Genomic DNA, 22,821 nt, shown 5'->3' with positions numbered 1-22,821 from the left:
CCCTTGCGGGCTTTTTTATGTTTAATAGTTTAAAGCTTAGCAAAAGCTCTTTTTGCTGCTGCAATTGTATCGGCAATTTCTTGCTCAGAGTGTTCAGAGCAAACAAAACCAGCTTCAAATGCTGATGGCGCTAAATACACGCCTTCTTCAAGCATCAAGTGAAAGAACTTTTTAAAGCGTTCTAAATCGCACTGGGTAGCTTGTTGGTAAGTGGTTACTTTCTCTTGTTCAGTAAAGAAGAAACCATACATACCACCGGCATAGTTAGTTGTTAGGGCGATGCCTGCAGCTTTTGCTGCGGCTTCAAAACCTTCACAGATTGCTTTACTTTTTGCTTCAAGATCAGCATGTAGTCCTTCAACGCACAGTAACTCTAGCGATTTTAGACCTGCAGCCATAGCAATTGGGTTACCTGATAAAGTGCCTGCTTGGTAAACTGGGCCAACAGGAGCGATGTAATCCATGATCTCAGTTTTACCGCCGAACGCGCCTACTGGCATGCCGCCGCCAATCACTTTACCTAAACAGGTTAAGTCTGGAATGATGTTGTAATAGGCTTGTGCACCACCTAGGGCTACGCGAAAGCCGGTCATTACTTCATCAAAAATAAGCACTGATTTATATTCATCACATACTGCACGCAGGCCTTCTAAAAAGCCTGGTACTGGTGGAATACAGTTCATGTTACCAGCAACTGGCTCTACGATAATACAGGCGATTTCGTCAGCGTATTTGGCAAAAATAGCTTTTACTTCATCAAGGTTATTAAACGAAACAGTTAATGTATGCTTGGCAAAATCTTCAGGGATACCTGGCGAGTTTGGTACGCCCATAGTCAATGCGCCAGAACCCGCTTTCACTAATAATGAATCAGCATGTCCGTGGTAACAGCCTTCAAACTTTAAAATTTTATCGCGGCCAGTAAAGCCGCGAGCAAGGCGAATTGCACTCATGGTCGCTTCTGTGCCAGAACTTACCATACGAACTTTTTCGATTGATGGTACTAGCTCTTTTACTTTTTCAGCCATTAGAATTTCAGCTTCTGTTGGCGCACCGTAACTTAGGCCATTTTCTACCGCATCAAGCACTGCTTGTTTGATAGCTGGGTGATTATGACCCATGATCATCGGGCCCCATGAGCCAACATAATCAATATAACGGTTGCCGTCAGCATCAAATGTAAATGGGCCTTGGGCTTTGGTAATAAATAGCGGTGTGCCGCCAACGCCATTAAATGCACGTACTGGAGAGTTAACGCCACCGGGAATCGATTGTTGTGCGCGGGCAAATAAATCTTGGCTAATTGTCATAAAAAATCCTATTAGTTGTCACGTTAAAATTAACTATCGCGTTTACGGCTAAACCAAGGCACAGCAACTTCGTATTGCTCTACTTTATCGGCAACATCGAGTGTCAATGCAAACAGCGCCATGCGAATTAACACGCCATTTTGTACTTGGCGGAAAATAGCTAAATTGTCATTAAGGTTTAAATCGTTATCAAGCTCATTGGCTTCTATACGACTATCGCGTGGTAATGGGTGCATTAACACGGAGTTTGGTTTGCAGTGGGTGTTATAAATTGATTGGCTAATTCTAAAACCACCACGGTATTTATTGGCTTCTTCTTGCGATGGGAAGCGTTCTTCTTGGATACGGGTTTGATAGACGATATCGGCGGCTAAGTTACCTTCCATTTTATCGACGATTTCAATTTTATGGCCCGCATTATCGACGGCATCAAGAATATAGCTAGGCATTTGTAAGCCATCAGGTGCCACCATCGAAAATTTTATATCTTTATAATGACATAATAATTTTGATAATGAATGCACGGTACGACCGTATTTTAAATCACCAACAAGGGCGATATGCATACCATCTATTTTTTGATCGAAGCGATGTAGTTCACGCTCAATTGTCAATAAATCAAGTAATGCTTGAGTTGGGTGCTCGTTAGGGCCATCGCCACCATTGATCACCGGCACTGAGCAGCCAGTAGCAAATTCAGCCACTGAGCCTGCATCAGGATGGCGCATAGCGACCGCATCGGCGTAAGCTGAAATAACGCGCGCGGTATCGTATAAAGACTCGCCTTTGGCTAATGCAGAGCTTTGCATCCCCGTTGTTTCACGAACCAAACCACCTAATAAATTAAAGGCTGTACCAAAGCTTACGCGGGTACGGGTACTTGGCTCAAAGAATAAGTTTGCTAAGATTGCGCCTTCTAATACATTGGTGCGTTTTTGCTTTTTAGCATACGGCTCCATTTTTTTGGCTACTGCAAAAATACGTTCAATACAGTCGCGATCGAGCTGATTGACAGAAAGAATATTTTCACCTTGGAAACTTAACATGGGGGCTGTTCCTATCACATTCAAAAGGGGCGCGATTAACCATCTTCGATGGGCACGCAATCGCGCAATATTATACCCAAACCACCTCAAGAAGCGAGTTTCTGCATCTTGAAGTGGTTTGGTTATATAGCAAATTTTACAAGCTGGGTTTAGTTATAGCTAAAAATACGATGACTAATAGCACTAATACCGGTAGTTCGTTAAAAATACGATAAAAGCGGTGGCTGCGAGTATTACGGTCGTGTTTAAAATCCGCCAGTAATTTAAAACAATAGCCATGGTAAATGTATAGCACGATCACTAATACTAATTTGTAGTGCATCCACATGCTGTATTTAAACCAGTCGCGGCCATATTCAACAATTGTCAGCACGCCAAACACCGCCGTTAGTACTGCAAATGGCGTCACAAAATACAGTAACCGTCGCTCCATCACTTTGAGCATGGAGTTACAGGACTTTTCTTCGCTCATAGCGTGATAAACAAAGAGGCGGGGTAAGTAAAATATGCCAGCAAACCAGGCAATCATAAAAAATACATGTAAGGCTTTGTAGATCAGTAGCGCGCTCATAATGTTCTCTTATTGTTAGTTACAGTAAGCTATTACGTATGGTAAGAATGTGGCGGATCTGATCCCAGCGCATTATTCCCATAATTTGTTGATTATCGAGTAAGTTATAAATATACACAGCTCCGCTGCGCTTATCTTTTAATACATCAAACACATCGGCCAAAGTAGCTTGACTGCTGATCCCTTGCAAGCTGATGTAGTTGATCGAAATATTTTGATCTGACATTAAACTTAAATCATATTCTGCAAGGCGATAACCATTTTCAGGATCATAAACAATTAACGGGGTTTGGCTATCAACAGCATTTAAGGTGCTTTCTATTTGTTCTTTATCATCTGAATAGAGTAGTTTGAAGTTTTCATCCATCTCGTCCATTACCCCGACTTTTTGCAGTGCTTCGGTGGCAGGGGAGACATGATAGGCTAAACCTTGAAAGTCGAGCTGCTGTAAAAATATCGACCGATTGCCAAATACTTGTAATGCGGTGACGTATGCCGCTGAGATAACTAACATGGCCGGCACGATTATTTCAGGACTTGAGGTTAACTCCATTACCGTCGTTAAAGCAGCCAGTGGAGCATGTAAGGTGGCTGCTAATAAGCCTGCCATGCCTAAGACGCTATAAGTACCAGAGATATCAACGCCGGGACTAATAAATTGTGCAAAAAAGGCCATTAAAGTGCCCATCAGTACGCCTAAACCAATCACTGGGCCAATGATCCCGCCGGGAATCCCCAAGCCAATTGCAAATAATGTCGCCAGTAATTTAGCAATTAAAATAGTGGTTAATAGTTGCACATCATCAGGGCTTTCTACGGCCAAAGTTATTGCACTCATACCAGAACCCATCGCTTGTGGCACCATATAAGCAATGCCGCCAGCAATCAGACCTGCCAGCAATAAACGTGGAAACATACTCAAAGGTTTGAAGGTACGAATGATCAACATTAGATTTTGGTTAAAAGCATAAGCAACCGCGCCCAAAGCCATACCAAACAGGATTAAAAATGGATAGTGCCAGCCACTTAATGCCGTCACTGTGATCAGTGCTAATTCTGATGCGTCACCAAATACAAACTGCGTCGCCAGTGCACCAGTGACTGCAGCGAGCATTATTGGCACAAATATATGTACTTTGTATTCCCTAAGCACCACTTCCATCACAAAAATAACAGCTGCAAGTGGTGTATTAAATGATGCGGCAATACCAGCTGCAACTCCACAACCGCTGAGTGTCCGCATGGCGTTATGAGGCAAATGTAATTTATCGGCCAGCAAACTTGCACCGGTTGCGCCCATATGTACAGATGGCCCTTCACGGCCAACCGAGAAACCACTGATCAATGCCAGTGCACCACCGACAAATTGATTTACCGTGTTGTATAACGGCATTTGCCCGTAATGGCGTTTAATACGGTGAATAACAAAGGGAATACCTAATCGATAATGTTTAAAACCAGTCAAAGCAGCAAATAGCGCAATTAAAAAGGCAGCAATAATAGGCATTAAAACCCGCTCAAGAGGCGGTAAGGTAGTAAAATCGTCAGGATTTTCAAGGAATAAACCTTGGAAAAATAGAATAGTTAAGCGAAATAGAATGATCAAAAACGCCGCAATGAGTCCAGCACTTACGCCGAGTAAGCACAATTGCACCGATGTTTTTGGCTTTGCCAAGCGACGCCTAAGCGTTTCAAGCCACATGCATATTTCCTCGCCACCTATTTCAGCGGGCAGTTTATCAAAATAGTTAATGGAAGTCCTTGAGATTTTTACTGGTATTTCACTTAAAGCAAATTGATATTTAGTAAGGCTTTGGGTAAGTTGCAAGCTCATAGAAACGGATATTCAATTTTGGAAGGGTTTTATGCACCTACTATTAAGTATTATAACTACATTTGCATTAATGGCTTGGCCTTTAATGGTGATGATGTCACCGATGATGCTTGCAGCTCCTGGAGCTGTGGATAATAAAGCGGCAGTTTTGAGTGTAATGTTATTTTTGCTTTTCCCAGTAGGCATCTTCATTTTATTTGGGTTGTTTGGTATTAATTATTTAGGCATTAACAGTTTTTTATTAGCTAAAATAAGTGCCGTCGTTGTTTGCATTGTTTTTGTAGTTTTTGGGTATTCAAGTTTGTTTATTAACATGATTAAAGGGGTGCCAAATAGTGGCTATGCTGTTGTTAATAATACAGTGTATTTTAGTGGTACAGTGATTTCAGGTGCAGACCCTGATAGCTTCATTACTTATGATAGCAAAGACTATGAAAATGAACATTCAACGTCACTATATGCCAGCGACAATCATAGTTTTTATTATTTTGGGAAGCGGGTTTCTGATGTTGACCCTCGTAATATTAAAGGGCAATTAATCAGTCACAAATTATATTGGCTTAATGACACTCAAGTGGTCTTGAGAAATCAAATTATAGAAGCTGCAAATCCCCGAACATTTTCAAATTTTGATGATGACTTCCCACAATGGAATTATTCAGAAACAGAAGGGAAATATACAGTTTACTATGATGATGAAATATTGAAAGCTGTTGATTTCGACTCTTTTACACCGTTATTTAGCGGTTATGCCAAAGATAAAAACCACATTTTTTATGGCGAAAATATTATTGTACCGGAGGCCGACTTGCAGACGTTTGAAATACTCACTACAAGCTATGAGTTCGCTCGCGATAAAAGTAATATTTATTATTTATCTGGAAATGAAACCAGCGCAATAAACGGGCTTGATCCTGACTCTTTCGAGGAAATTGAGCGAAATTATATTAAGGATAAAAGTGGTGTATATCATTATAGCCAGTCTGATGGTGTTCAGCGCATCTATGATGCAGATGTCGAGAGCTTTGCAGTAACTGATTATGATGAAAGTACAAATTCAGATGCGCTAGATAAAAAGCACTATTACATGCGAGGTGAAATTGTCAGCTCTAGAAGTGACTTTTGATCAAGCTTATTGAAGATGGATCGGTTTTCCTGATGACAACCTAGTTATAGATGAAATTAGTAGTTGTTTACTATACTTGATTAAAACACTCGGGTATTAGATAATCAAAACAATGTAGGTATAGAGGGTTATGGTATGTCAGAAGAATTACCCATTAAGTTCAGCGATGCAGCTGCTGTTCGCGTTAAACAGTTAATCGACGAAGAAGAAAATCCAGATCTAAAACTGCGTGTTTATGTAACAGGCGGAGGTTGTTCAGGTTTCCAATATGGTTTTACTTTTGATGAAAAAGCAAACCCAGGCGATTTAGAAATTGTAAAAAATGGCGTAACCTTAGTGGTTGACCCAATGAGTATTCAATATTTAGTTGATGGTGAGGTGGATTACACCGAAGGACTTGAAGGCGCACGCTTTTTTGTTTCCAATCCCAATGCAACTACCACCTGCGGGTGTGGCGCTAGTTTCAGCGTTTAAAGCAATTGATTAAAGCCGCAGCTAGCGGCTTTTTTATTACCTAAAAAATCTTCTTATCTAAAATTACTGCGTAGCTATTATTTCATTAACTGATGCTGTTGTTGCTGATCTGAGCTTTGTAACCTTGCTGACTTTAGCGCTTATTTTTTGTTTATAGATGCTAAGTGAACGTCAAATTGGCTTACTTTAGCTTAAGTCACTCATTTATGTAGGGTGAGTGACTTGGAGCATTAGAATAAAAAAACCTAACACTATTGCAGAAAACGCTAAAATATATATAAAGCCTTTCTTACCTTTTTTGATCGGTACGCCATTTGATTTAAGAAAAAAGTACCAAACTAAGCAGAGGATAATGGGTAGTAAAAACAATAATCTGAACATAAACGCTTGCTCCTAACAATAAAGGGACAGTTAATAATGTAACTATTTAATTTATAAGTCAAAAATAATTAATCATAAAAAAGGTTTATTTAAATTAATTATTTGTTACATTAAAAAGGAACTAATTATAGAACGCGCGTTTTGTTGTGACTTTAACAATAAATCTACTCATCTATAATAGCTGATTCCTTAAATGGGTACTCAGCTGAAATTAGTTATTTCACATGAGTCTGAATAGTATATAATGTATCCAAGAGCGAGACGGGCAAATTTCACTCTTAATTAATTAACTTTAAATCATCTAGTAGGAGATGTTTTTTATGATGGGTAAAACAGTTTCTTCTGAAGAAAACTCAAAACTAACCAAGTGGCTTAAAACTAAGCGTCACGAGAAAGGTCACACAATGCGTAGCCTTGCTCAAGTACTTGGTACACCACATTCATTTATTGGCAAAATTGAAAACCAAGAGCGCCGTTTAGACGTAATTGAATTTTTACGTTATTGTGATGCATTAGAAGTCGACCCGTATGAAGGTTTAGGCTTATTAAAAGAAGACTAATATTTAGTTTCTTTTTGTAAGCGCAGGGAAGCGCTCTCATTGATGTGAAATGATTTCTTTCCCTTATTAATTCCTACCGTGATAACTATTTTCTAATTCATACAATTTATGCCGAATAAGATATAAGAATATTAGTGATGGTATTACCATCAGGGCAGTCAAAATAAAAAATAACGACCAATTTCCACCTAACCAATCATCAATCACCACACCGCTATAACTTGAAAGTAAGGTTCGTCCTAAATTTCCCAATGACGCTAATAAAGCATAATGTGTTGCGCTAAAAGCGCGATCACATAGCATAGATATAAATGCTACCATAGCAACTAATGACCATGCTTGAGTAAAGCCATCGACGACAATTGCCATTGCGTACAAGTGTTCTTGCGGGCCTGCGAGAGCGATCCAAGAAAACATTAAGTTAGAAGCAGCCATTGCCACACCGCTAATAAACAAACCTTTAACGATGCCGTACTTGTGATTAAAAATACTGCCTAAAAATGCGAACACAATGGTGATAAGCCCCGTGCCGAGCTTTGAATAGTTTGCTATTTGAGTATTTGAAAAGCCGACTTCTTTATAAAACACAATCGACATACGGGCCAGAAATGCTTCACCAATTTTAAATAAAAAGATAAAAGCGAGCAGCGTAAGTGCAGTCTTCACGCCATTACGCGCGAAGAATGTTTTAAAAGGATCAAGTACAGTAACAGCCAACCATGCCGCAACTTTAGTTAATTGTGTTTGCTTACCAAGCGCCAGTTTTTGCCGATAAATACGTTCTAGTTCTGCATGTACAACTTCGCGGTTAGATTCAGGTTCTTTTGCCCAAAATACACAACTCATAAGTAATAACATCACAATAGCTAAAAAGTAATACACTTGTGGCCAGTCAATACTTGGCATATCTGCCATATAAAACGGGATAGCACCTAGCAGTGCATAACCGCTCCACCAACCAGAAGTAGCCATTGCTGCTGCTGCGGTTGCCTTATGGCTTTCGTTTTCACTTAGGGTATCGATACGAAAAGCATCAATAGCAATATCTTGAGTCGCTGAGGCGATAGCAATTAATAAGCATAACGCAGCTGCGATGGCTAAATGCGCGGTGATGTCTAATCCTGCCAGTAAAATAACTCCCAGCAAAATAAAGCATTGGCAAAATAGTATCCAACTACGGCGCTGGCCTAGCCAGTTATATAGCAACGGCAGCTTTATCCTATCGACTAAGGGTGACCATAAAAAATTAATGCTGTAAGCACCAAATACAATACCAAATAAGCCAATCATGCTGCGACTGAGGCCTTCATCTTTTAGCCACGCAGACATCACGGAGCCTATGAGGACCCAAGGAAAACCGCTGCTCATACCAAAAATAAACACATTTATAAGTCGTTTATCTTTAAAGTACGAAAAATATTCTGATACCGACAAGCTTTTAGTCATAACGCCTTCATTGGCAATAGCGGTTTGGCCGCTATTTTTATTGTTATAGTGGGGTTGGCTCTAATACAGTTATATTTAAAATAACAACCGGGGTTTTTGGTACAAAGTCATAACCAATTTTTTCATTAAATCCCGTTTCAACTTGCATGATTTTATCAAGCGTTTCGTAGCCTTCCATTACCATACCGAACACGGCAAAGCCCCAGTCTTTACCTGGGTTTAGGTGGTCGTTATTGTCCATGTTAAAGAAAAACTGACGAGTACCAGAATGAGGTTGACGATCTTGATAGGCCATGGCGATACTATACATATCGTTTTTTGAACCGTTACCGCTTTCATTAAAGATAGGTTCGCCTTCATAAACGCCGTCGTAGTTTCTATCGTAACCACCACCTTGAATGACAAAGTCTCGGTCGTTTTCTACATCACGTTCAACACGATGAAATACGGTGCCTTTATAGCTGCCATCCATCACATAAGTTAAAAAATTATTGACGGTGATAGGGGCTTTTGAGCGATCCATCTCGACTATGATTTTCCCCATTGTGGTAGTTATTTCAACTCGTGGGAACATATTGTTTTTTTGCACAAAGCGTCCTTCGGTCGCTGCCATTGCGGTTTGGCTAAGTTGCACTAATATAAATAATAAAAATAGACGTTTCATGGTTAACCTTCTAAAAATGCGAGTAATTCAGGGTCTGATACCATGCGGGTAATTAACTGCTCAGTCAACTTATTGAGTTGTCCTTCAATTTTTGCTCTATCGTGACCTAGTGGTCCTTCAAGGCTTGCATTACCACGGTAAATTTTACTGAAGTTACTATCGCTGCGAATAACACGCACACCTAATTCAATCTTTGCATTGCTGGTATGCGACATCATTTTTTCAGTTACTACGGCTTGCAGTGTATGAATATCAACTTCAAAACGAGTAGTCGCAAGATTTGAAATGCTTGCACCGTTTCGGCTAAGAGCGCTATCAAGGGCACTTTTAATTGATTCAGTAAGGCCTTGGCTGGCAATTGTTTGGGTTTTGTCTGAGGTTATTAATTTTAATGTTGCTGGGTCACCTCTAAGATCAATAACACTGGTACTTAAACTTTGATTAATTGAGCTTAATTTGCCACCTTGATAGAGCGGATTTAAGATCAATTGATTAGGCTGACTACTGCAAGCCGACAGTGATAATAAAGCACAACAAGGTAAAACATATTTCATCATAGCTATAGCATTCCATTATTTTTAGTGGCACTTAATACTACAAACTTTTTATTTGAACCAAGTAATTCACAATTGCCAAACATACGTTTTAGTTTGTCATGGTAGTCCAGGTGGCGGTTACCAATAATACGTAATTCTCCGCCATTTTTTAATGTGTCTTTGGCTTGTTTAAACATTTGCCATGCAATGTGATCTGTCACGGCTTGTGCTTGGTGAAAAGGCGGATTACATAACACTATATCGACACTTTCACGTTCAAAGCCCGTTAAGCAATCATTTTCAATAAAGCGGCATTGCTCAAACTTATCTTCCATATTGAGCTCTACAGTTAATCGTGCTGATTCAACCGCCATATATGATTCGTCCACAAAGGTAACTTCAGCGTTAGGGCAGCGTGCGAGTGTCATCAAACCCACCACACCATTACCGCAACCTAGATCAATAATACTTTTTGCTTTATTGGTTTGTGGTAAAAAGTCAAAAAAGAACCGTGCACCAATGTCCAGAGAATCCCGCGAGAACACATTGGCGTGATTACTAATGGTAAAATCAGTGCCTTCAAGAGGCCAATTAACAGGAAAATCAGCAGCTTTATAACCACCTTCCGCTTGGCTAATAATTAGGCGAGATTTTTTCACTGCTAAACTAGTTTTAGTTTCACCAATAAATTGCTCGAAAGCTTTAATTGTTGAATTATGTACATCTTTGGTTTTTGCTGCGCCAATAACCGGAGTGCCAGGTGCGAGTACTTCGCTGAGCTCAGATAATTGATATTGCAAGAAGCCCAATGTGCGTGGCACTTTTAAAATAACTAAATCAACGTGTTCAGGCAAAGCCGATAAGCTATCTAGCTGGCTAAATGCGGTGCTTGGTATTTTATTTTCTGCTAAGTTGTAAGCCGCCGCTTGGTGGCTAATATAAGAATCGTTTACTGAACAAACCGTTAATTGTTGTTTACTAAAATAACAAGACAAGGCTCCAAAACTATCATTTAAAATCAGCAAAGAGCGACAATCAGGATAATGTTCAGTAACATAGTCAATTAGGTACTCGTCTGCTGAATCCCAAGCTTGTAAGCTACGGTTTTTTTGATCCAATGGAAAACGTTCAAGAGTAAATGTTTTATCGCCGAACTGTGCTTGCGTGGTCATAATAGTTAGTGATCAGTAATCAAATGATAGGTAAATTCTAACATGCAACGGCAAAAGGCCAACCCCCATATGTTACCAAATGGCTTTTACTACCAAGCAAAAGCGTTAAGTGCGCAAAAAAGTCTCGATTTATTCTACTATTTACGCGACTCACTGACTTGGCAGCAACCAAAAACGACCGTGTTTGGGAAAACGAATCCCATTCCACGTATGCAATGTTTTATTGCTGATGCTGGTGTACGTTACGGTTATTCCGGTTCGACATTAAATGTTGAACCATGGCCTGATGTATTAGATGCCATGCGACTACGATTAAATAAACAATTTGATGTTGGATTTAATGCCTTATTAGTTAACTTATACCGTGATGGGAATGATTGCATGGGCTGGCACGCCGATGATGAAGCAGAACTTGGCCATGAGCCTATTATTGTATCGATTTCATTAGGGGCTGAACGAGTATTTAAAATAAAACATAAAGTAACCAAGGAAGTCACTTCGCTTACGTTACACAGCGGGAGTTGCTTGGTTATGAATGGACTTAGCCAGCAACAATATCTACATGCGCTTCCTAAACAAACACGTTTGGCACACCCTCGAATCAACTTAACTTTTCGAACAATTTTTCAAAAATGAATATTTGTTGGCCTTTATAGTAGTGGCCTTGATATAGTAAGCACATAAATAACCAGTAAAATATGAGTGTTTTATGTCAATGCAACAACAGATTGAAAGCAAGTTAGCTGATGCGATTGCGTGTAAGCACCTTAATGTGGTGAACGAAAGCCATATGCATAGTCGTGGTAGCGATTCACACTTTAAAGTGATTGTAGTAAGTGAAGAGTTTAGCGGTAAACGTTTATTGCAACGCCATCGTCAAATTAATGAAGTGCTAAAAGATGAGTTAGCGAATCATATTCATGCATTGGCTATTCATACTTTTACTCCTGATGAATTTACAGAGCAAAGTGGTCAGGTTGCTGACTCACCGACTTGTTTAGGTGGCTCTAAATTAGATTAACGGCAAGGTCTGATAGTACACAAAACTCATCAGACCTGTATTTTTACAATTAGCCTTTAAACTAGCGCTAATTTTTATTGAGATAAATATAGGATGATCAATGGTCATTAAGCCTAAAATTCGCGGTTTCATTTGTACTAACGCCCACCCAGTAGGTTGTGCAGAGCACGTACAAGAACAAATTAACTATGTAAAACAACAAGGCGCATTAAAAAATGCCCCTAAAAATGTATTAGTTATCGGTGCTTCAACTGGCTATGGCCTTGCATCTCGTATTACTGCTGCATTTGGTGGCGGTGCTAAAACTTTAGGTGTTTTCTTCGAAAAAGAAGGTACTGAGCGTAAAACCGGTTCTGCAGGTTGGTATAATACTGCTGCATTTCAAGCGGCCGCAGACGCTGAAGGTTTATGGTCAAAAAATATTAATGGCGATGCGTTCTCTAACGAAATCAAACAAAAAGCGATTGATACAATTAAAGCGGATTTAGGCAAAGTAGACCTAGTTATATACAGCCTTGCATCGCCGCGTCGAACTGATCCAAATACCGGCGAAGTTTACTCATCAACGCTTAAGCCAATTGGTAACTCTGTTACGACTAAAAACTTAAACACCTCAAAACGTGAAATTGATGCTATTACCGTAGAAGCTGCAAACCAAGATGATATTGATAACACTATTAAAGTGATGGGCGGCGAAGACTGGGAAATGTGGATTGATGCATTAAAAGAGGCTGATGTACTAGCTGATAACTTTAAAACCAGTGCTTATACTTATATCGGTAAAGAACTAACATGGCCAATTTACGGTCACGCGACTATTGGTAAAGCGAAAGAAGATTTAGATCGCGCAACCGTAGCAATCAAAGAATCAACTAAAGCATTAAACGGTGAAGCTTATGTATCATCATTAAATGCAGTGGTCACCCAAGCAAGTTCTGCAATTCCTATTATGCCGCTTTATATTTCAGCGCTATTTAAAGTAATGAAAGCGGATGGGACCTATGAAGGCACGATCGAGCAAATTCACGCGTTATTTACTGAGAACCTTTATGGAGACTCACCACGCTTTGATGACGGCGGTCATTTATTCCAAAACTACAAAGAGCTGGAAGATGATGTACAAGCGCGTATTCAAACTGTGTGGGACAGCGTAACCACAGAAACAATAGACGAATTAACTGATTACGTGGGTTACCACAATGAGTTTTTACGTTTATTTGGGTTTGGTATTGATGCTGTTGATTATGAACAAGATGTCGATCCAGTTGCCGCTATAGCTAACATGATTGATTAATTCAGCCATGTTTATTTGAAAAGTCGCTATGGCGACTTTTTTTATTGATAAATTTTACTTTATCGTTATTTAGCGGATTAATTTCCATCCCACCTCGCAAGCAATAGCACTTTGGTCTATATTGAATTTTATTCAAATGCGGCTAATAGGTTAAATAACTGCTCCTGTCGTATAAATTTCATAATTACACTCGCATAGTGACCCTGATTGATGTTAAAATTCGGGCAATATATGTGAGGAATTTTACTGCGTTGCTTGTTTTGTAATTTAAACAGGCGGTTCTTCGTTATCTTGAATTTGGCTTAGGGTTATCAAGAAAAGCGACGTGGTCGGTACGATTTTTCAGTTTCTTTCCGTTAATGTAGTGCAAGTGCGTATGATCAACATAAAAAAAGGTCTGGACTTACCCATAGAGGGCGCGCCTCAGCAAGTTATTCATGATGGTTCTACCGTCAAACGTGTAGCTGTGCTAGGTGAAGAGTTTATTGGTATGCGTCCAACCATGCATGTTCGTGTGGATGACCAAGTTAAAAAAGGCCAGGTACTTTTTGAAGACAAAAAGAACCCAGGTGTATTATTTACTGCTCCAGCTGCTGGTACAGTAAAAGAAATTAATCGTGGTGCAAAACGTGTGCTGCAATCTGTCGTTATTGAAATAAACGGCAGTGAGCAAATCACCTTTGACGCTTTCTCGACTGAGCAACTTTCGAGTCTCGATCGTGAAAAAGCCAAAGAAGTACTAATCCAGTCAGGTCAATGGACAGCATTACGTGCTCGTCCATTCAGCAAAGTAGCAGCTGTGGATGCAAATCCTAGTTCGATCTTTGTGACGGCTATCGACACTAACCCTCTTGCTGCAGATCCTGCAGTGATTATTGCTGAAAATGTACAAGCATTTGAAGCAGGTTTAGCTGTGGTATCACGTCTGACTGATGGTAAGGTATTTGTTTGTAAACAAGCAGGTAGCCAAGTACCTAGCTCATCAATTCCTCAAGTAGAAGTACATGAGTTTGGTGGCGTACATCCGGCTGGCCTTGTTGGCACACATATCCATCACTTAGATCCAGTATCGGTAAGCAAGCAAGTTTGGCATATCGGTTACCAAGACGTTATTGCCTTTGGTCACTTATTCCTAACTGGTGAAATTAGCACAGACCGTGTGATTTCTCTTGCTGGTCCGCGTGTTAAAAACCCACGTTTAGTGAAAACTCAACTGGGTGCTGCTTTAGATGATTTAGTTGCAGGCGAATTAGAAGACGGCGATAACCGTGTTATTTCTGGCTCTGTTTTAGCGGGCGCTACTTCACAAGGTCCTCAAGCATTCTTAGGTCGTTACCACATTCAAGTATCGGTATTACTTGAAGGTCGCGAAAAAGAGTTGTTTGGTTGGATTGCTCCAGGCACAGATAAATTCTCTGTAACACGTACTTTCTTATCACACCTAACACCGAGTCGTTTATTTAAAATGACAACGTCAACAGGTGGTTCAAAACGTGCCATGGTACCACTTGGTAGCTATGAGCGTGTTATGCCTTTAGATATTTTGCCAACGCCTTTATTACGTGACTTAATTGCCCGTGATTTGGATAGTGCAATTTCATTAGGGGCGCTTGAACTTGATGAAGAAGATTTAGCGTTATGTACCTTCGTTTGTCCAGGCAAATACGAGTATGGTTCAATCCTACGCGATTGCTTGACTACGATCGAGAAGGAAGGCTAGAGAGATGGGTTTAAAGAAATTTCTAGAAGATATCGAGCCGCATTTTGAAGCCGGTGGTAAACATGAAAAGTTTTATGCGCTGTATGAAGCAGCTGCAACTATTTTTTATACCCCTGGTCACGTAAATAAAGGCGCGACACACGTTCGTGATAACATCGACCTAAAACGCATGATGATTTTAGTGTGGATGGCGACGTTCCCTGCAATGTTTTTTGGTATGTTCAATATCGGTCATCAGGCCGCTGGTGCATTAGCACAAGGTTTTGAACTAGCAAATTCTTGGCAAGTTGGCCTGTTCCAGATATTTGGTGGTGAATTAACTGCTGAATCCGGCTGGGGCGCTAAAATGTTTTATGGCGCATGTTTCTTCCTACCTATTTACGCAGTTACATTTGCTGTAGGTGGTTTCTGGGAAGTTATATTTGCTTCAGTGCGTAAGCATGAAATTAACGAAGGTTTCTTCGTAACGTCTGTGTTATTCGCGCTTATCCTACCTGCAACCATTCCTTTATGGCAAGTTGCACTAGGTATTACATTCGGTGTAGTAATCGCTAAAGAAATCTTTGGTGGTACTGGTCGTAATTTCTTAAACCCTGCATTAGCGGGTCGTGCGTTTTTATTCTTCGCATACCCTGCACAAATTTCAGGTGACACAGTATGGACCGCAGTAGATTCATTCTCTGGTGCAACTATGCTAGGTCAAGCGTTTGTTGGTTCACTTGATTACAGCAACATGGCTCTTTGGTGGGATGCGTTTTATGGTTTCATTCAAGGTTCAGTAGGTGAGACATCTACACTTGCATTGCTAGTTGGTGGCTTATTCCTCATTTACGTACGTATTGCTTCATGGCGCATCGTGCTAGGTGTATTCTTGGGTATGGTGGCAACTGCATTCTTATTAAATGCTGTTGGTTCTGATACTAACCCAGTATTTGCAATGCCTTGGCATTGGCACTTTGTACTTGGTGGTTTTGCTTTTGGTATGTTCTTTATGGCGACAGACCCTGTGTCTGCAGCATTTACTGACAAAGCAAAGTTCGCATATGGCGCACTAATTGGTGTGATGGTAGTAATGATCCGTGTAATTAACCCTGCATTCCCTGAGGGTATGATGCTAGCAATCTTATTTGCTAACTTATTTGCACCATTGTTCGATCACTTCGTAGTGCAAGCTAATATCAAGCGGAGGTTGGCACGTAATGTCTAGTAATAACGAATCAATCGGCAAAACGCTAAGCGTTGTTGTAGCACTATGTTTAGTGTGTGCAATCATCGTATCGTTTGCTTCAGTTCAGCTTCGCCCTTTACAGCAAGCTAACAAAACGCAAGATATTCAAAAAAATATCTTGGCAGCTGCGGGCATTGATGTGTCTGGTTCTGTATCAGAAACTTTTAAAGCTAAGATCGAAACTCGCCTAGTTAATATGGAAACAGGTGAGTCTCAAACTGGCGAAGCAGTTCAGGCTAAAATCGACGCTTTCGATTTTGAAAAAAGCAAGTTTGATCAAAAAATTAGCTTTGCATTAAAAGCAGAGGGCATTAAGGATATCGCTGGTATTCAGCGTATGACTCATGAGTCTCCTGCATATATCTCGAAAAAAGCAGACGGTTCTACAGATGCTATCATTTTACCAATCCAAGGTTATGGCCTTTGGGGTATTATGTATGGTTTCTTAGCGCTTGAAAGCGATGGCGAGACAATTAAAGATATTAACTTTTATAAGCACGGTGAAACACCAGGTCTAGGTGGGGAAATTCAAAATCCACAATGGACTGCTAAATGGGGTGGCAAAGAGCTACCTATTGATGTAGTAAAAAGCGGCGCTAAAAATGATCATCAAATTGATGGTTTATCTGGTGCAACTTTAACTTCAAATGGTGTTGATCACACAGTTGACTTTTGGACTGGCGAAAACGGCTTTGGTCCTTTCCTTGCGAGAGTACGTGAAGGAGCGTTGAAATAATGGCTGATACTAAAGAAATGAAGTCGGTCCTATTTGGTCCGGTACTGGCAAACAACCCAATCGCATTACAAGTACTTGGTATTTGTTCTGCGCTTGCGGTAACGTCGAGCTTAAAAAATGCTTTAATCATGTCAATCGCATTGACCTTGGTAACAGCGTTCTCAAGCTTCTTTATCTCAATTATTCGTAACCAGATCCCGTCATCTGTACGTATTATCGTGCAAATGACCATTATTGCATCATTGGTAATCGTTGTTGACCAAGTATTACAAGCCTTCTCTTATGCTACGGCGAAAGAGTTGTCTGTATTCGTTGGTCTAATCATTACTAACTGTATCGTAATGGGTCGTGCAGAAGCATACGCAATGAAGTCGCCGCCAGTAATGTCGTTCCTTGATGGTATCGGTAATGGCTTAGGTTACTCAGTAGTGTTACTGACTGTTGGCTTTATTCGTGAACTATTTGGTAAAGGGTCATTATTTGGTGTTGAAATCATCCCTCTTGTACAAGATGGTGGTTGGTATCAACCTATGGGTCTATTGATTTTACCGCCTAGTGCATTCTTCATCATTGGTTTATTCATTTGGGTACTTCGTACTTATAAGAAAGACCAAGTAGAAGCGAAAGGGTAAGGGGCAGACTGTGGAACATTATATTAGTTTATTCGTAAAAGCAGTTTTCATTGAAAACTTAGCTTTGGCCTTCTTCCTAGGTATGTGTACTTTCCTTGCAGTATCAAAGAAAGTTACAACGTCTATCGGTCTAGGTGTGGCAGTTATCGTGGTATTGGGTATCTCAGTACCAGTTAACAACTTGGTTTATCATGCGGTTCTTGCACCTGGTGCACTTGAGTGGCTTGGTTATCCTGACGCGGATCTTAGCTTTTTACGTTTCTTGACGTTTATCGGTGTTATTGCGGCACTTGTACAAATTCTTGAAATGGCATTAGATAAGTTCTTCCCAGCACTTTATAACGCGTTAGGTATCTTCCTACCATTGATCACAGTTAACTGTGCAATCTTTGGTGCGGTATCTTTCATGGTTGAACGTAACTATAACTTCACTGAATCAGTGGTTTATGGTATCGGTTCTGGTGTGGGTTGGGCGCTAGCAATTACTTTGCTTGCTGGTATCCGTGAGAAAATGAAATATTCAGACGTGCCAGACGGCTTACGTGGTTTAGGTATTACCTTTATCACTGTTGGCTTGATGGGTCTTGGCTTTATGTCATTCTCTGGCATTTCACTTTAATAGGTAGCGAGGATAAATCATGAGTTATGAGATTTTCTTAGGCGTTGGTGTTTTCATCGCTATCGTTGTACTGCTAGTTTTAGTCATCATTGGTGCTAAATCTCAGTTAGTTGCAAGCGGTGACATCATCATTGGCGTAAATGGCGATCCAGACAAAGCCATTACAACATCTGCAGGTACCAAGCTTTTAGGCGCGTTATCTGAGTCAGGTATTTTCGTATCATCTGCATGTGGTGGCGGTGGCTCTTGTGGTCAGTGTCGTGTACACATTCATTCTGGTGGCGGCGATATCTTACCAACAGAACTTGATCACATCTCTAAAGGTGAAGCCCGTGAAGGCTGTCGTTTAGCGTGTCAGGTAAATGTTAAAAACGATATGGAAATTGAACTTGAAGAGTCAATTTTCGGTGTTAAAAAATGGGATTGTGAAGTTATCTCTAACGATAACAAAGCAACCTTCATTAAAGAACTTAAACTACAGATCCCTGATGGCGAGTCAGTACCGTTTCGTGCCGGTGGTTATATTCAGATTGAAGCCCCTGCGCATCACGTTAAATATGCTGATTTCGATGTACCAGAAGAGTATCGTGGCGATTGGAACCATTTTGGTTTCTTCAAGCTGGAGTCAAAAGTAGACGAAGAAACAATTCGTGCTTACTCAATGGCTAACTACCCAGAAGAAGAAGGCATCATCATGCTTAACGTGCGTATCGCTGCGCCGCCGCCAAGAGATTTAAGCTTACCTTGTGGTAAAATGTCATCGTACATTTGGTCACTTAAAGAAGGTGATAAAGTAACTATCTCTGGTCCATTTGGTGAGTTCTTTGCAAAAGATACTGATGCTGAAATGGTATTTGTAGGTGGTGGTGCTGGTATGGCACCTATGCGTTCACACATCTTTGACCAACTTAAGCGTTTGAACTCTAAGCGTAAGATGAGTTTCTGGTATGGTGCACGTTCTAAGCGTGAAATGTTCTATGTTGAAGATTTTGACGGCCTAGCGGCTGAAAATGATAACTTCGTATGGCATACCGCGCTTTCAGATCCACAACCAGAAGATAACTGGGAAGGCTATACTGGCTTTATCCATAACGTGTTATTTGAGAACTATCTTAAAGATCACGAAGCGCCAGAAGATTGTGAGTTCTACATGTGTGGTCCTCCAATGATGAACGCCGCTGTTATCACTATGTTGAAAGACTTAGGTGTTGAAGACGAAAATATCTTACTAGATGATTTCGGTGGCTAACACCCGTATCAAAACAGTTTAGTTTTGGTTAGAATATCAGCCTCGTAGCAATATATGTTACGGGGCTTTTTTATTTCCATTACTTAAGTAGGCTGCTATGAATAGAGTTTTTCACCGACAAGGCATGATTGCCATCTTTTTTCTTACCCTCACTTTACTCATTAGTGGCTGTGGCCAAAATGATGAGCCCCAAGAGTTATACCTTGAAGGTAAAACTATGGGTACTACTTACCATATTAAGGTCTTCGCCAAGCAACAAAAGCTGGATTCATTAAATTTATTACCAGAAGTAACTCTGTTGCTCAAAGATATAAATCAATCAATGTCGACTTATATTGATGATTCTGAAATCAACACTTTTAATCGTCTTCCCGCAGGTCAAGTTATGCCTATTAGCCGTGATTTTAGAGCAGTTGTAAGCGAGTCCATCCGCTTAGGAGAGTCTACTAAGACTCTTGATGTGACCATGGGACCACTGATTGATTTATGGGGTTTTGGTCCTGATAAAAAACCAACAAAACGTCCAACAGATGAAGAGCTCGCAGCCATGGTTGCACAAATTGGGGTTGATAAACTAATACTGACTGAGCAAGGCCTGGCGAAAACAGTAGCGGGGTTAGAATTATCATTTTCTTCTACTGCAAAGGGGTATGGGATAGATAAAGTAGCTGAATTATTAGAAAGCCATGACTTAACTGATTATATGGTTGAGATTGGTGGTGAGTTACGTGTATCAGGTAAAAAACCGAATGATCAAGATTGGCGTATCGCTATTGAGCAACCGGATGCTGAGCCTGGTGTGCGTAAAGTGCACCGTGTATTAGCGCCGGGTAATAACGGCATTGCGACATCGGGAGATTATCGCATTTACTATGAGATGGATGGTATTACCTATAGCCATTTAATTGATCCGGCAACCGGTATGCCAAGTCGCCATGATCTAGTATCGGTTACTGTATTGCATCCATCAGCGATGACAGCTGACGGCCTTGCAACAGCACTGACTGTGATGGGGATGGATAAAGCCAAAGCCTATGCTGAAAAAAATGATTTACCGGTTTATCTGATCGGCAAATCAAAAGATGGCTTAGTGACTTATTCGAGCCCTGCATTTAAACCCTATTTGTAGCGCGGTTTAAATCAGTTTATAATAGCAACAGCTTGGTGATTATCATCAAGCATTATTTTATTGCTGATCAATAGGGGCTAAGCAATGTCACTTTTTCTTCTTACGTTTGGTTTACTGCTTTTAATTGTCGCAGCGATGGCTGTGGGCATGATAGTGCAAAAGAAATCTATGGCCAGCAGCTGTGGTGGTTTAGGCTCTGTAGGCATTGATAAAGCCTGTGATTGTGATGACCCATGCGACAAACGCAAAAAGCGTATGGCAAAAGAGCAAGTTTGGAAAGAAAACCAAATATTATAAGCTCGTGATAGCTAGCAAATATACATTAAAAAGCGCCTCTTTAATAACAGGCGCTTTTTTAATGCCCACTTACGGCTAAAATGTGGCAAGTAATCGACCACTGCGACAATATGTCACACCCAGTGAAGCTCGTATGGACTGTATAATATGATGTATTCCTAATCGTTTATTCACTGCAGGCATTGATTATCAATTAACAACTTAATTAACAACGCAATTAAACTTGGCTGCGAAACTGCGTGCACTTTCTGATTACGAATTAGCACTAAGTAATAGCCAAGGACGATATGGTGACTTTACACAACTTAGTCTTAAAGCAACTTATGACGTTAATTCGGCACTGATGTTAAGCACGCAAGTTGATAATTTAACTGATGAGTATTATGAATATGTATAGTGGGATGACTCGTAAACTCTGCATAGCCCAGCACAAGGTCGTGCTATATCTGTTGCAATTAAGTTTAAGTATTAATGAGTAAGCAGTTACTCGCGTGGCGCAAGTTGGCAAGGCGACTCCATCTATGGTTGGGGTTAAGCCTTGGCATGTTTTTTGTGATCCTTTGCTTGTCAGGAGCTGCACTTGTTTATTATCCGCAAATAGATACCTGGTTGTATCCGGAATTAGCAAATGCAGCGCAGCAACCGTGTGATTACAACACTGCATTAAAAACATTACGCATGCAGTATCCAGATAAGCTGGGACCGTGGCGGTTTGAAGTGACCCCTGAACAACAATTCATTCCGGCGCGCTATTATAACCCTCAAGAGACTCAAGGGCAGAATTTTGCACCTATGATGGTGTGGTTGTCAGCTGATGGCAGCACCTTGCTCAGACAGTCATTTTGGGGCGATTACCTAGTAACTTGGCTGTATAACTTGCACTTTACTTTACTACTTGGCAATACAGGGACAATTATTGTCGGTTACCTTGGAATTGGCAGCGCGCTCTTATTACTCACAGGTTTAGTTGCGTGGTGGCCTAAGTCAGGTTTTTGGTTGAGGCAATTGCGTTTTAAGCGCCGCGCTGCTTTATTAGGACACATGTACGATTGGCATAAAACAATCGGTTTAGTGATGTTGTTACCCTTGTTTATTCTTACTAGTACCGGTGCGATGCTAGCCTTTCCCAAAGAGACCAATGGCTTGCTTGGCTGGGCACTGGGTGAAGTCGAAAGTGCTGCAAGACCAGCACCACAGTTAACTTTTTCAAACCCGCAAATTAGTGTTACTCAGGCTGTGAAAATAGCACAAACACAACTGCCTAAAGCGCGACTTGCATGGATAGAAACTCCCAGCGTAAACCAAGGCTATTATCGACTGCGCATGCAGGTAAGTGATGATAAATCGACACGCTTTCCAAACAGTTATATTGATATTAACCCACGCTCAGGTGAGGTAGTGAAGGTCTTCGATCTTAGGCAGCAAGGAACAAGTAACCAAATCAAAAACTGGCTACATCCCTTGCATAATGGCAGTGTAGGTGGGCTAAGCCTTAAAGTTCTGTGGATCATCGCCTCGTTGGCAAGCTTAGTGTTGGCTTGGCTAGGTTGGTATCGTTATTACCTACGTAAAAATACAGCCAAAAAGATCGCAAAAAATAACAAGCCCTGAGAACAGGGCTTACCTAACGTACTTAAATTTAAAGTTTTATAAGTTGACTACCTAATACGGCGTATTCGATGTGTTTATCGTTGCGTAGTAAAAAGTGTGCTTTAGCTCCACACTTTAGCATCGCGGTTTAAATCTATTCCTTGCGCATTAAAACGGGTTTGCAGC

24 protein-coding genes are annotated in these 22,821 nt (G+C 40.6%); 16 read left to right on the top strand and 8 right to left on the bottom strand.

All coding sequences use genetic code 11. The features are described 5' to 3' along the window. Positions 1 to 29 precede the first annotated feature (29 nt). From hemL to FW757_RS07145, 4 genes are all read right to left on the bottom strand, one after another. Positions 30 to 1,310 carry a glutamate-1-semialdehyde 2,1-aminomutase gene (gene hemL / locus FW757_RS07160; RefSeq protein ID WP_149982051.1) on the bottom strand — a complete coding sequence of 427 codons (1,281 nt, stop codon included), beginning with the start codon at positions 1,308 to 1,310 and terminating at the stop codon, positions 30 to 32. Between the two features lie 29 nt (positions 1,311 to 1,339). After that, complete coding sequence (locus FW757_RS07155; RefSeq protein ID WP_145241288.1) at positions 1,340 to 2,356, bottom strand: aspartate carbamoyltransferase; 1,017 nt, start codon at positions 2,354 to 2,356, stop codon at positions 1,340 to 1,342. Positions 2,357 to 2,492: 136 nt separating this feature from the next. Beyond that, positions 2,493 to 2,927, bottom strand: coding sequence for a CopD family protein (locus FW757_RS07150; protein WP_145241290.1), 435 nt, complete (start codon positions 2,925 to 2,927; stop codon positions 2,493 to 2,495). 19 nt (positions 2,928 to 2,946) lie between these two features. Further along, positions 2,947 to 4,629: a chloride channel protein gene (locus FW757_RS07145; protein ID WP_145241292.1), complete on the bottom strand. Its 1,683-nt coding sequence runs from the start codon at positions 4,627 to 4,629 to the stop codon at positions 2,947 to 2,949. 163 nt (positions 4,630 to 4,792) lie between these two features. On the opposite strand from FW757_RS07145, the gene FW757_RS07140 reads away from it, so the two are divergent. The 3 genes from FW757_RS07140 to FW757_RS07130 all read left to right on the top strand — a co-directional run bounded on the left by FW757_RS07140 (position 4,793) and on the right by FW757_RS07130 (position 7,302). Then, positions 4,793 to 5,887, top strand: a complete 1,095-nt coding sequence (locus FW757_RS07140; protein ID WP_446441049.1) for a DKNYY domain-containing protein — start codon at positions 4,793 to 4,795, stop codon at positions 5,885 to 5,887. Between the two features lie 135 nt (positions 5,888 to 6,022). Next, positions 6,023 to 6,361, top strand: coding sequence for an iron-sulfur cluster insertion protein ErpA (gene erpA / locus FW757_RS07135; protein WP_058560150.1), 339 nt, complete (start codon positions 6,023 to 6,025; stop codon positions 6,359 to 6,361). A gap of 701 nt (positions 6,362 to 7,062) precedes the next feature. After that, a complete protein-coding gene (locus FW757_RS07130; RefSeq protein ID WP_016708680.1) occupies positions 7,063 to 7,302 on the top strand; it encodes a helix-turn-helix domain-containing protein in 240 nt (79 codons plus the stop codon). Positions 7,303 to 7,368: 66 nt separating this feature from the next. Here FW757_RS07130 and FW757_RS07125 read toward each other — a convergent pair whose 3' ends face one another. The 4 genes from FW757_RS07125 to FW757_RS07110 are packed head-to-tail and all read right to left on the bottom strand — an operon-like array spanning position 7,369 to position 11,120. Further along, positions 7,369 to 8,748, bottom strand: coding sequence for an AmpG family muropeptide MFS transporter (locus FW757_RS07125; protein ID WP_446441048.1), 1,380 nt, complete (start codon positions 8,746 to 8,748; stop codon positions 7,369 to 7,371). Positions 8,749 to 8,791: 43 nt separating this feature from the next. Beyond that, positions 8,792 to 9,412, bottom strand: a complete 621-nt coding sequence (locus FW757_RS07120) for a peptidylprolyl isomerase (protein WP_446441047.1) — start codon at positions 9,410 to 9,412, stop codon at positions 8,792 to 8,794. A gap of 2 nt (positions 9,413 to 9,414) precedes the next feature. After that, complete coding sequence (locus FW757_RS07115; protein ID WP_182731490.1) at positions 9,415 to 9,969, bottom strand: YajG family lipoprotein; 555 nt, start codon at positions 9,967 to 9,969, stop codon at positions 9,415 to 9,417. Between the two features lie 2 nt (positions 9,970 to 9,971). Beyond that, complete coding sequence (locus FW757_RS07110; protein ID WP_446441046.1) at positions 9,972 to 11,120, bottom strand: methyltransferase; 1,149 nt, start codon at positions 11,118 to 11,120, stop codon at positions 9,972 to 9,974. 42 nt (positions 11,121 to 11,162) lie between these two features. On the opposite strand from FW757_RS07110, the gene FW757_RS07105 reads away from it, so the two are divergent. From FW757_RS07105 to FW757_RS07045, 13 genes are all read left to right on the top strand, one after another. After that, positions 11,163 to 11,756 (top strand): alpha-ketoglutarate-dependent dioxygenase AlkB family protein, encoded by a 594-nt coding sequence (locus FW757_RS07105; protein WP_182719114.1) that lies wholly within the window; start codon positions 11,163 to 11,165, stop codon positions 11,754 to 11,756. 73 nt (positions 11,757 to 11,829) lie between these two features. Next, a complete protein-coding gene (locus tag FW757_RS07100) occupies positions 11,830 to 12,141 on the top strand; it encodes a BolA family protein (protein WP_145241315.1) in 312 nt (103 codons plus the stop codon). A 100-nt stretch (positions 12,142 to 12,241) separates the two neighbouring features. Then, positions 12,242 to 13,435, top strand: coding sequence for an enoyl-ACP reductase FabV (fabV, locus tag FW757_RS07095; RefSeq protein ID WP_182740360.1), 1,194 nt, complete (start codon positions 12,242 to 12,244; stop codon positions 13,433 to 13,435). Between the two features lie 376 nt (positions 13,436 to 13,811). Beyond that, complete coding sequence (locus FW757_RS07090) at positions 13,812 to 15,155, top strand: Na(+)-translocating NADH-quinone reductase subunit A (protein WP_145241319.1); 1,344 nt, start codon at positions 13,812 to 13,814, stop codon at positions 15,153 to 15,155. A 4-nt stretch (positions 15,156 to 15,159) separates the two neighbouring features. Beyond that, positions 15,160 to 16,362: an NADH:ubiquinone reductase (Na(+)-transporting) subunit B gene (locus FW757_RS07085; protein WP_145241321.1), complete on the top strand. Its 1,203-nt coding sequence runs from the start codon at positions 15,160 to 15,162 to the stop codon at positions 16,360 to 16,362. Beyond that, entirely contained in the window at positions 16,355 to 17,119 is a 765-nt protein-coding gene (locus FW757_RS07080; RefSeq protein ID WP_145241323.1) for a Na(+)-translocating NADH-quinone reductase subunit C, read from the top strand. The genes FW757_RS07085 and FW757_RS07080 overlap by 8 nt, the downstream gene beginning before the upstream one ends. Continuing rightward, the gene (locus FW757_RS07075) at positions 17,119 to 17,751 is read left to right on the top strand and encodes an NADH:ubiquinone reductase (Na(+)-transporting) subunit D (protein WP_145241325.1); all 633 of its coding nucleotides are present in this window, start codon (positions 17,119 to 17,121) and stop codon (positions 17,749 to 17,751) included. The genes FW757_RS07080 and FW757_RS07075 overlap by 1 nt, the downstream gene beginning before the upstream one ends. Positions 17,752 to 17,761: 10 nt before the next feature. Then, positions 17,762 to 18,370: an NADH:ubiquinone reductase (Na(+)-transporting) subunit E gene (gene nqrE / locus FW757_RS07070; protein ID WP_145241327.1), complete on the top strand. Its 609-nt coding sequence runs from the start codon at positions 17,762 to 17,764 to the stop codon at positions 18,368 to 18,370. A gap of 19 nt (positions 18,371 to 18,389) precedes the next feature. Next, a complete protein-coding gene (nqrF, locus tag FW757_RS07065) occupies positions 18,390 to 19,619 on the top strand; it encodes an NADH:ubiquinone reductase (Na(+)-transporting) subunit F (protein WP_145241329.1) in 1,230 nt (409 codons plus the stop codon). Positions 19,620 to 19,716: 97 nt separating this feature from the next. After that, positions 19,717 to 20,748, top strand: a complete 1,032-nt coding sequence (locus tag FW757_RS07060) for an FAD:protein FMN transferase (RefSeq protein ID WP_149982043.1) — start codon at positions 19,717 to 19,719, stop codon at positions 20,746 to 20,748. 84 nt (positions 20,749 to 20,832) lie between these two features. Further along, entirely contained in the window at positions 20,833 to 21,045 is a 213-nt protein-coding gene (gene nqrM / locus FW757_RS07055; protein ID WP_149982042.1) for a (Na+)-NQR maturation NqrM, read from the top strand. Positions 21,046 to 21,268: 223 nt separating this feature from the next. After that, positions 21,269 to 21,442: a TonB-dependent receptor gene (locus tag FW757_RS07050; protein ID WP_182759572.1), complete on the top strand. Its 174-nt coding sequence runs from the start codon at positions 21,269 to 21,271 to the stop codon at positions 21,440 to 21,442. A 74-nt stretch (positions 21,443 to 21,516) separates the two neighbouring features. Next, positions 21,517 to 22,656, top strand: coding sequence for a PepSY-associated TM helix domain-containing protein (locus FW757_RS07045; RefSeq protein ID WP_446441045.1), 1,140 nt, complete (start codon positions 21,517 to 21,519; stop codon positions 22,654 to 22,656). The last annotated feature ends 165 nt before the right edge of the window (positions 22,657 to 22,821 follow it).

The sequence above is a fragment of the Pseudoalteromonas sp. 1181_04 genome (genome assembly GCF_052850545.1).
The sequence above is the reverse complement of the archived record's forward strand: the minus strand, read 5'-3'. Positions and strand labels throughout refer to the sequence as shown.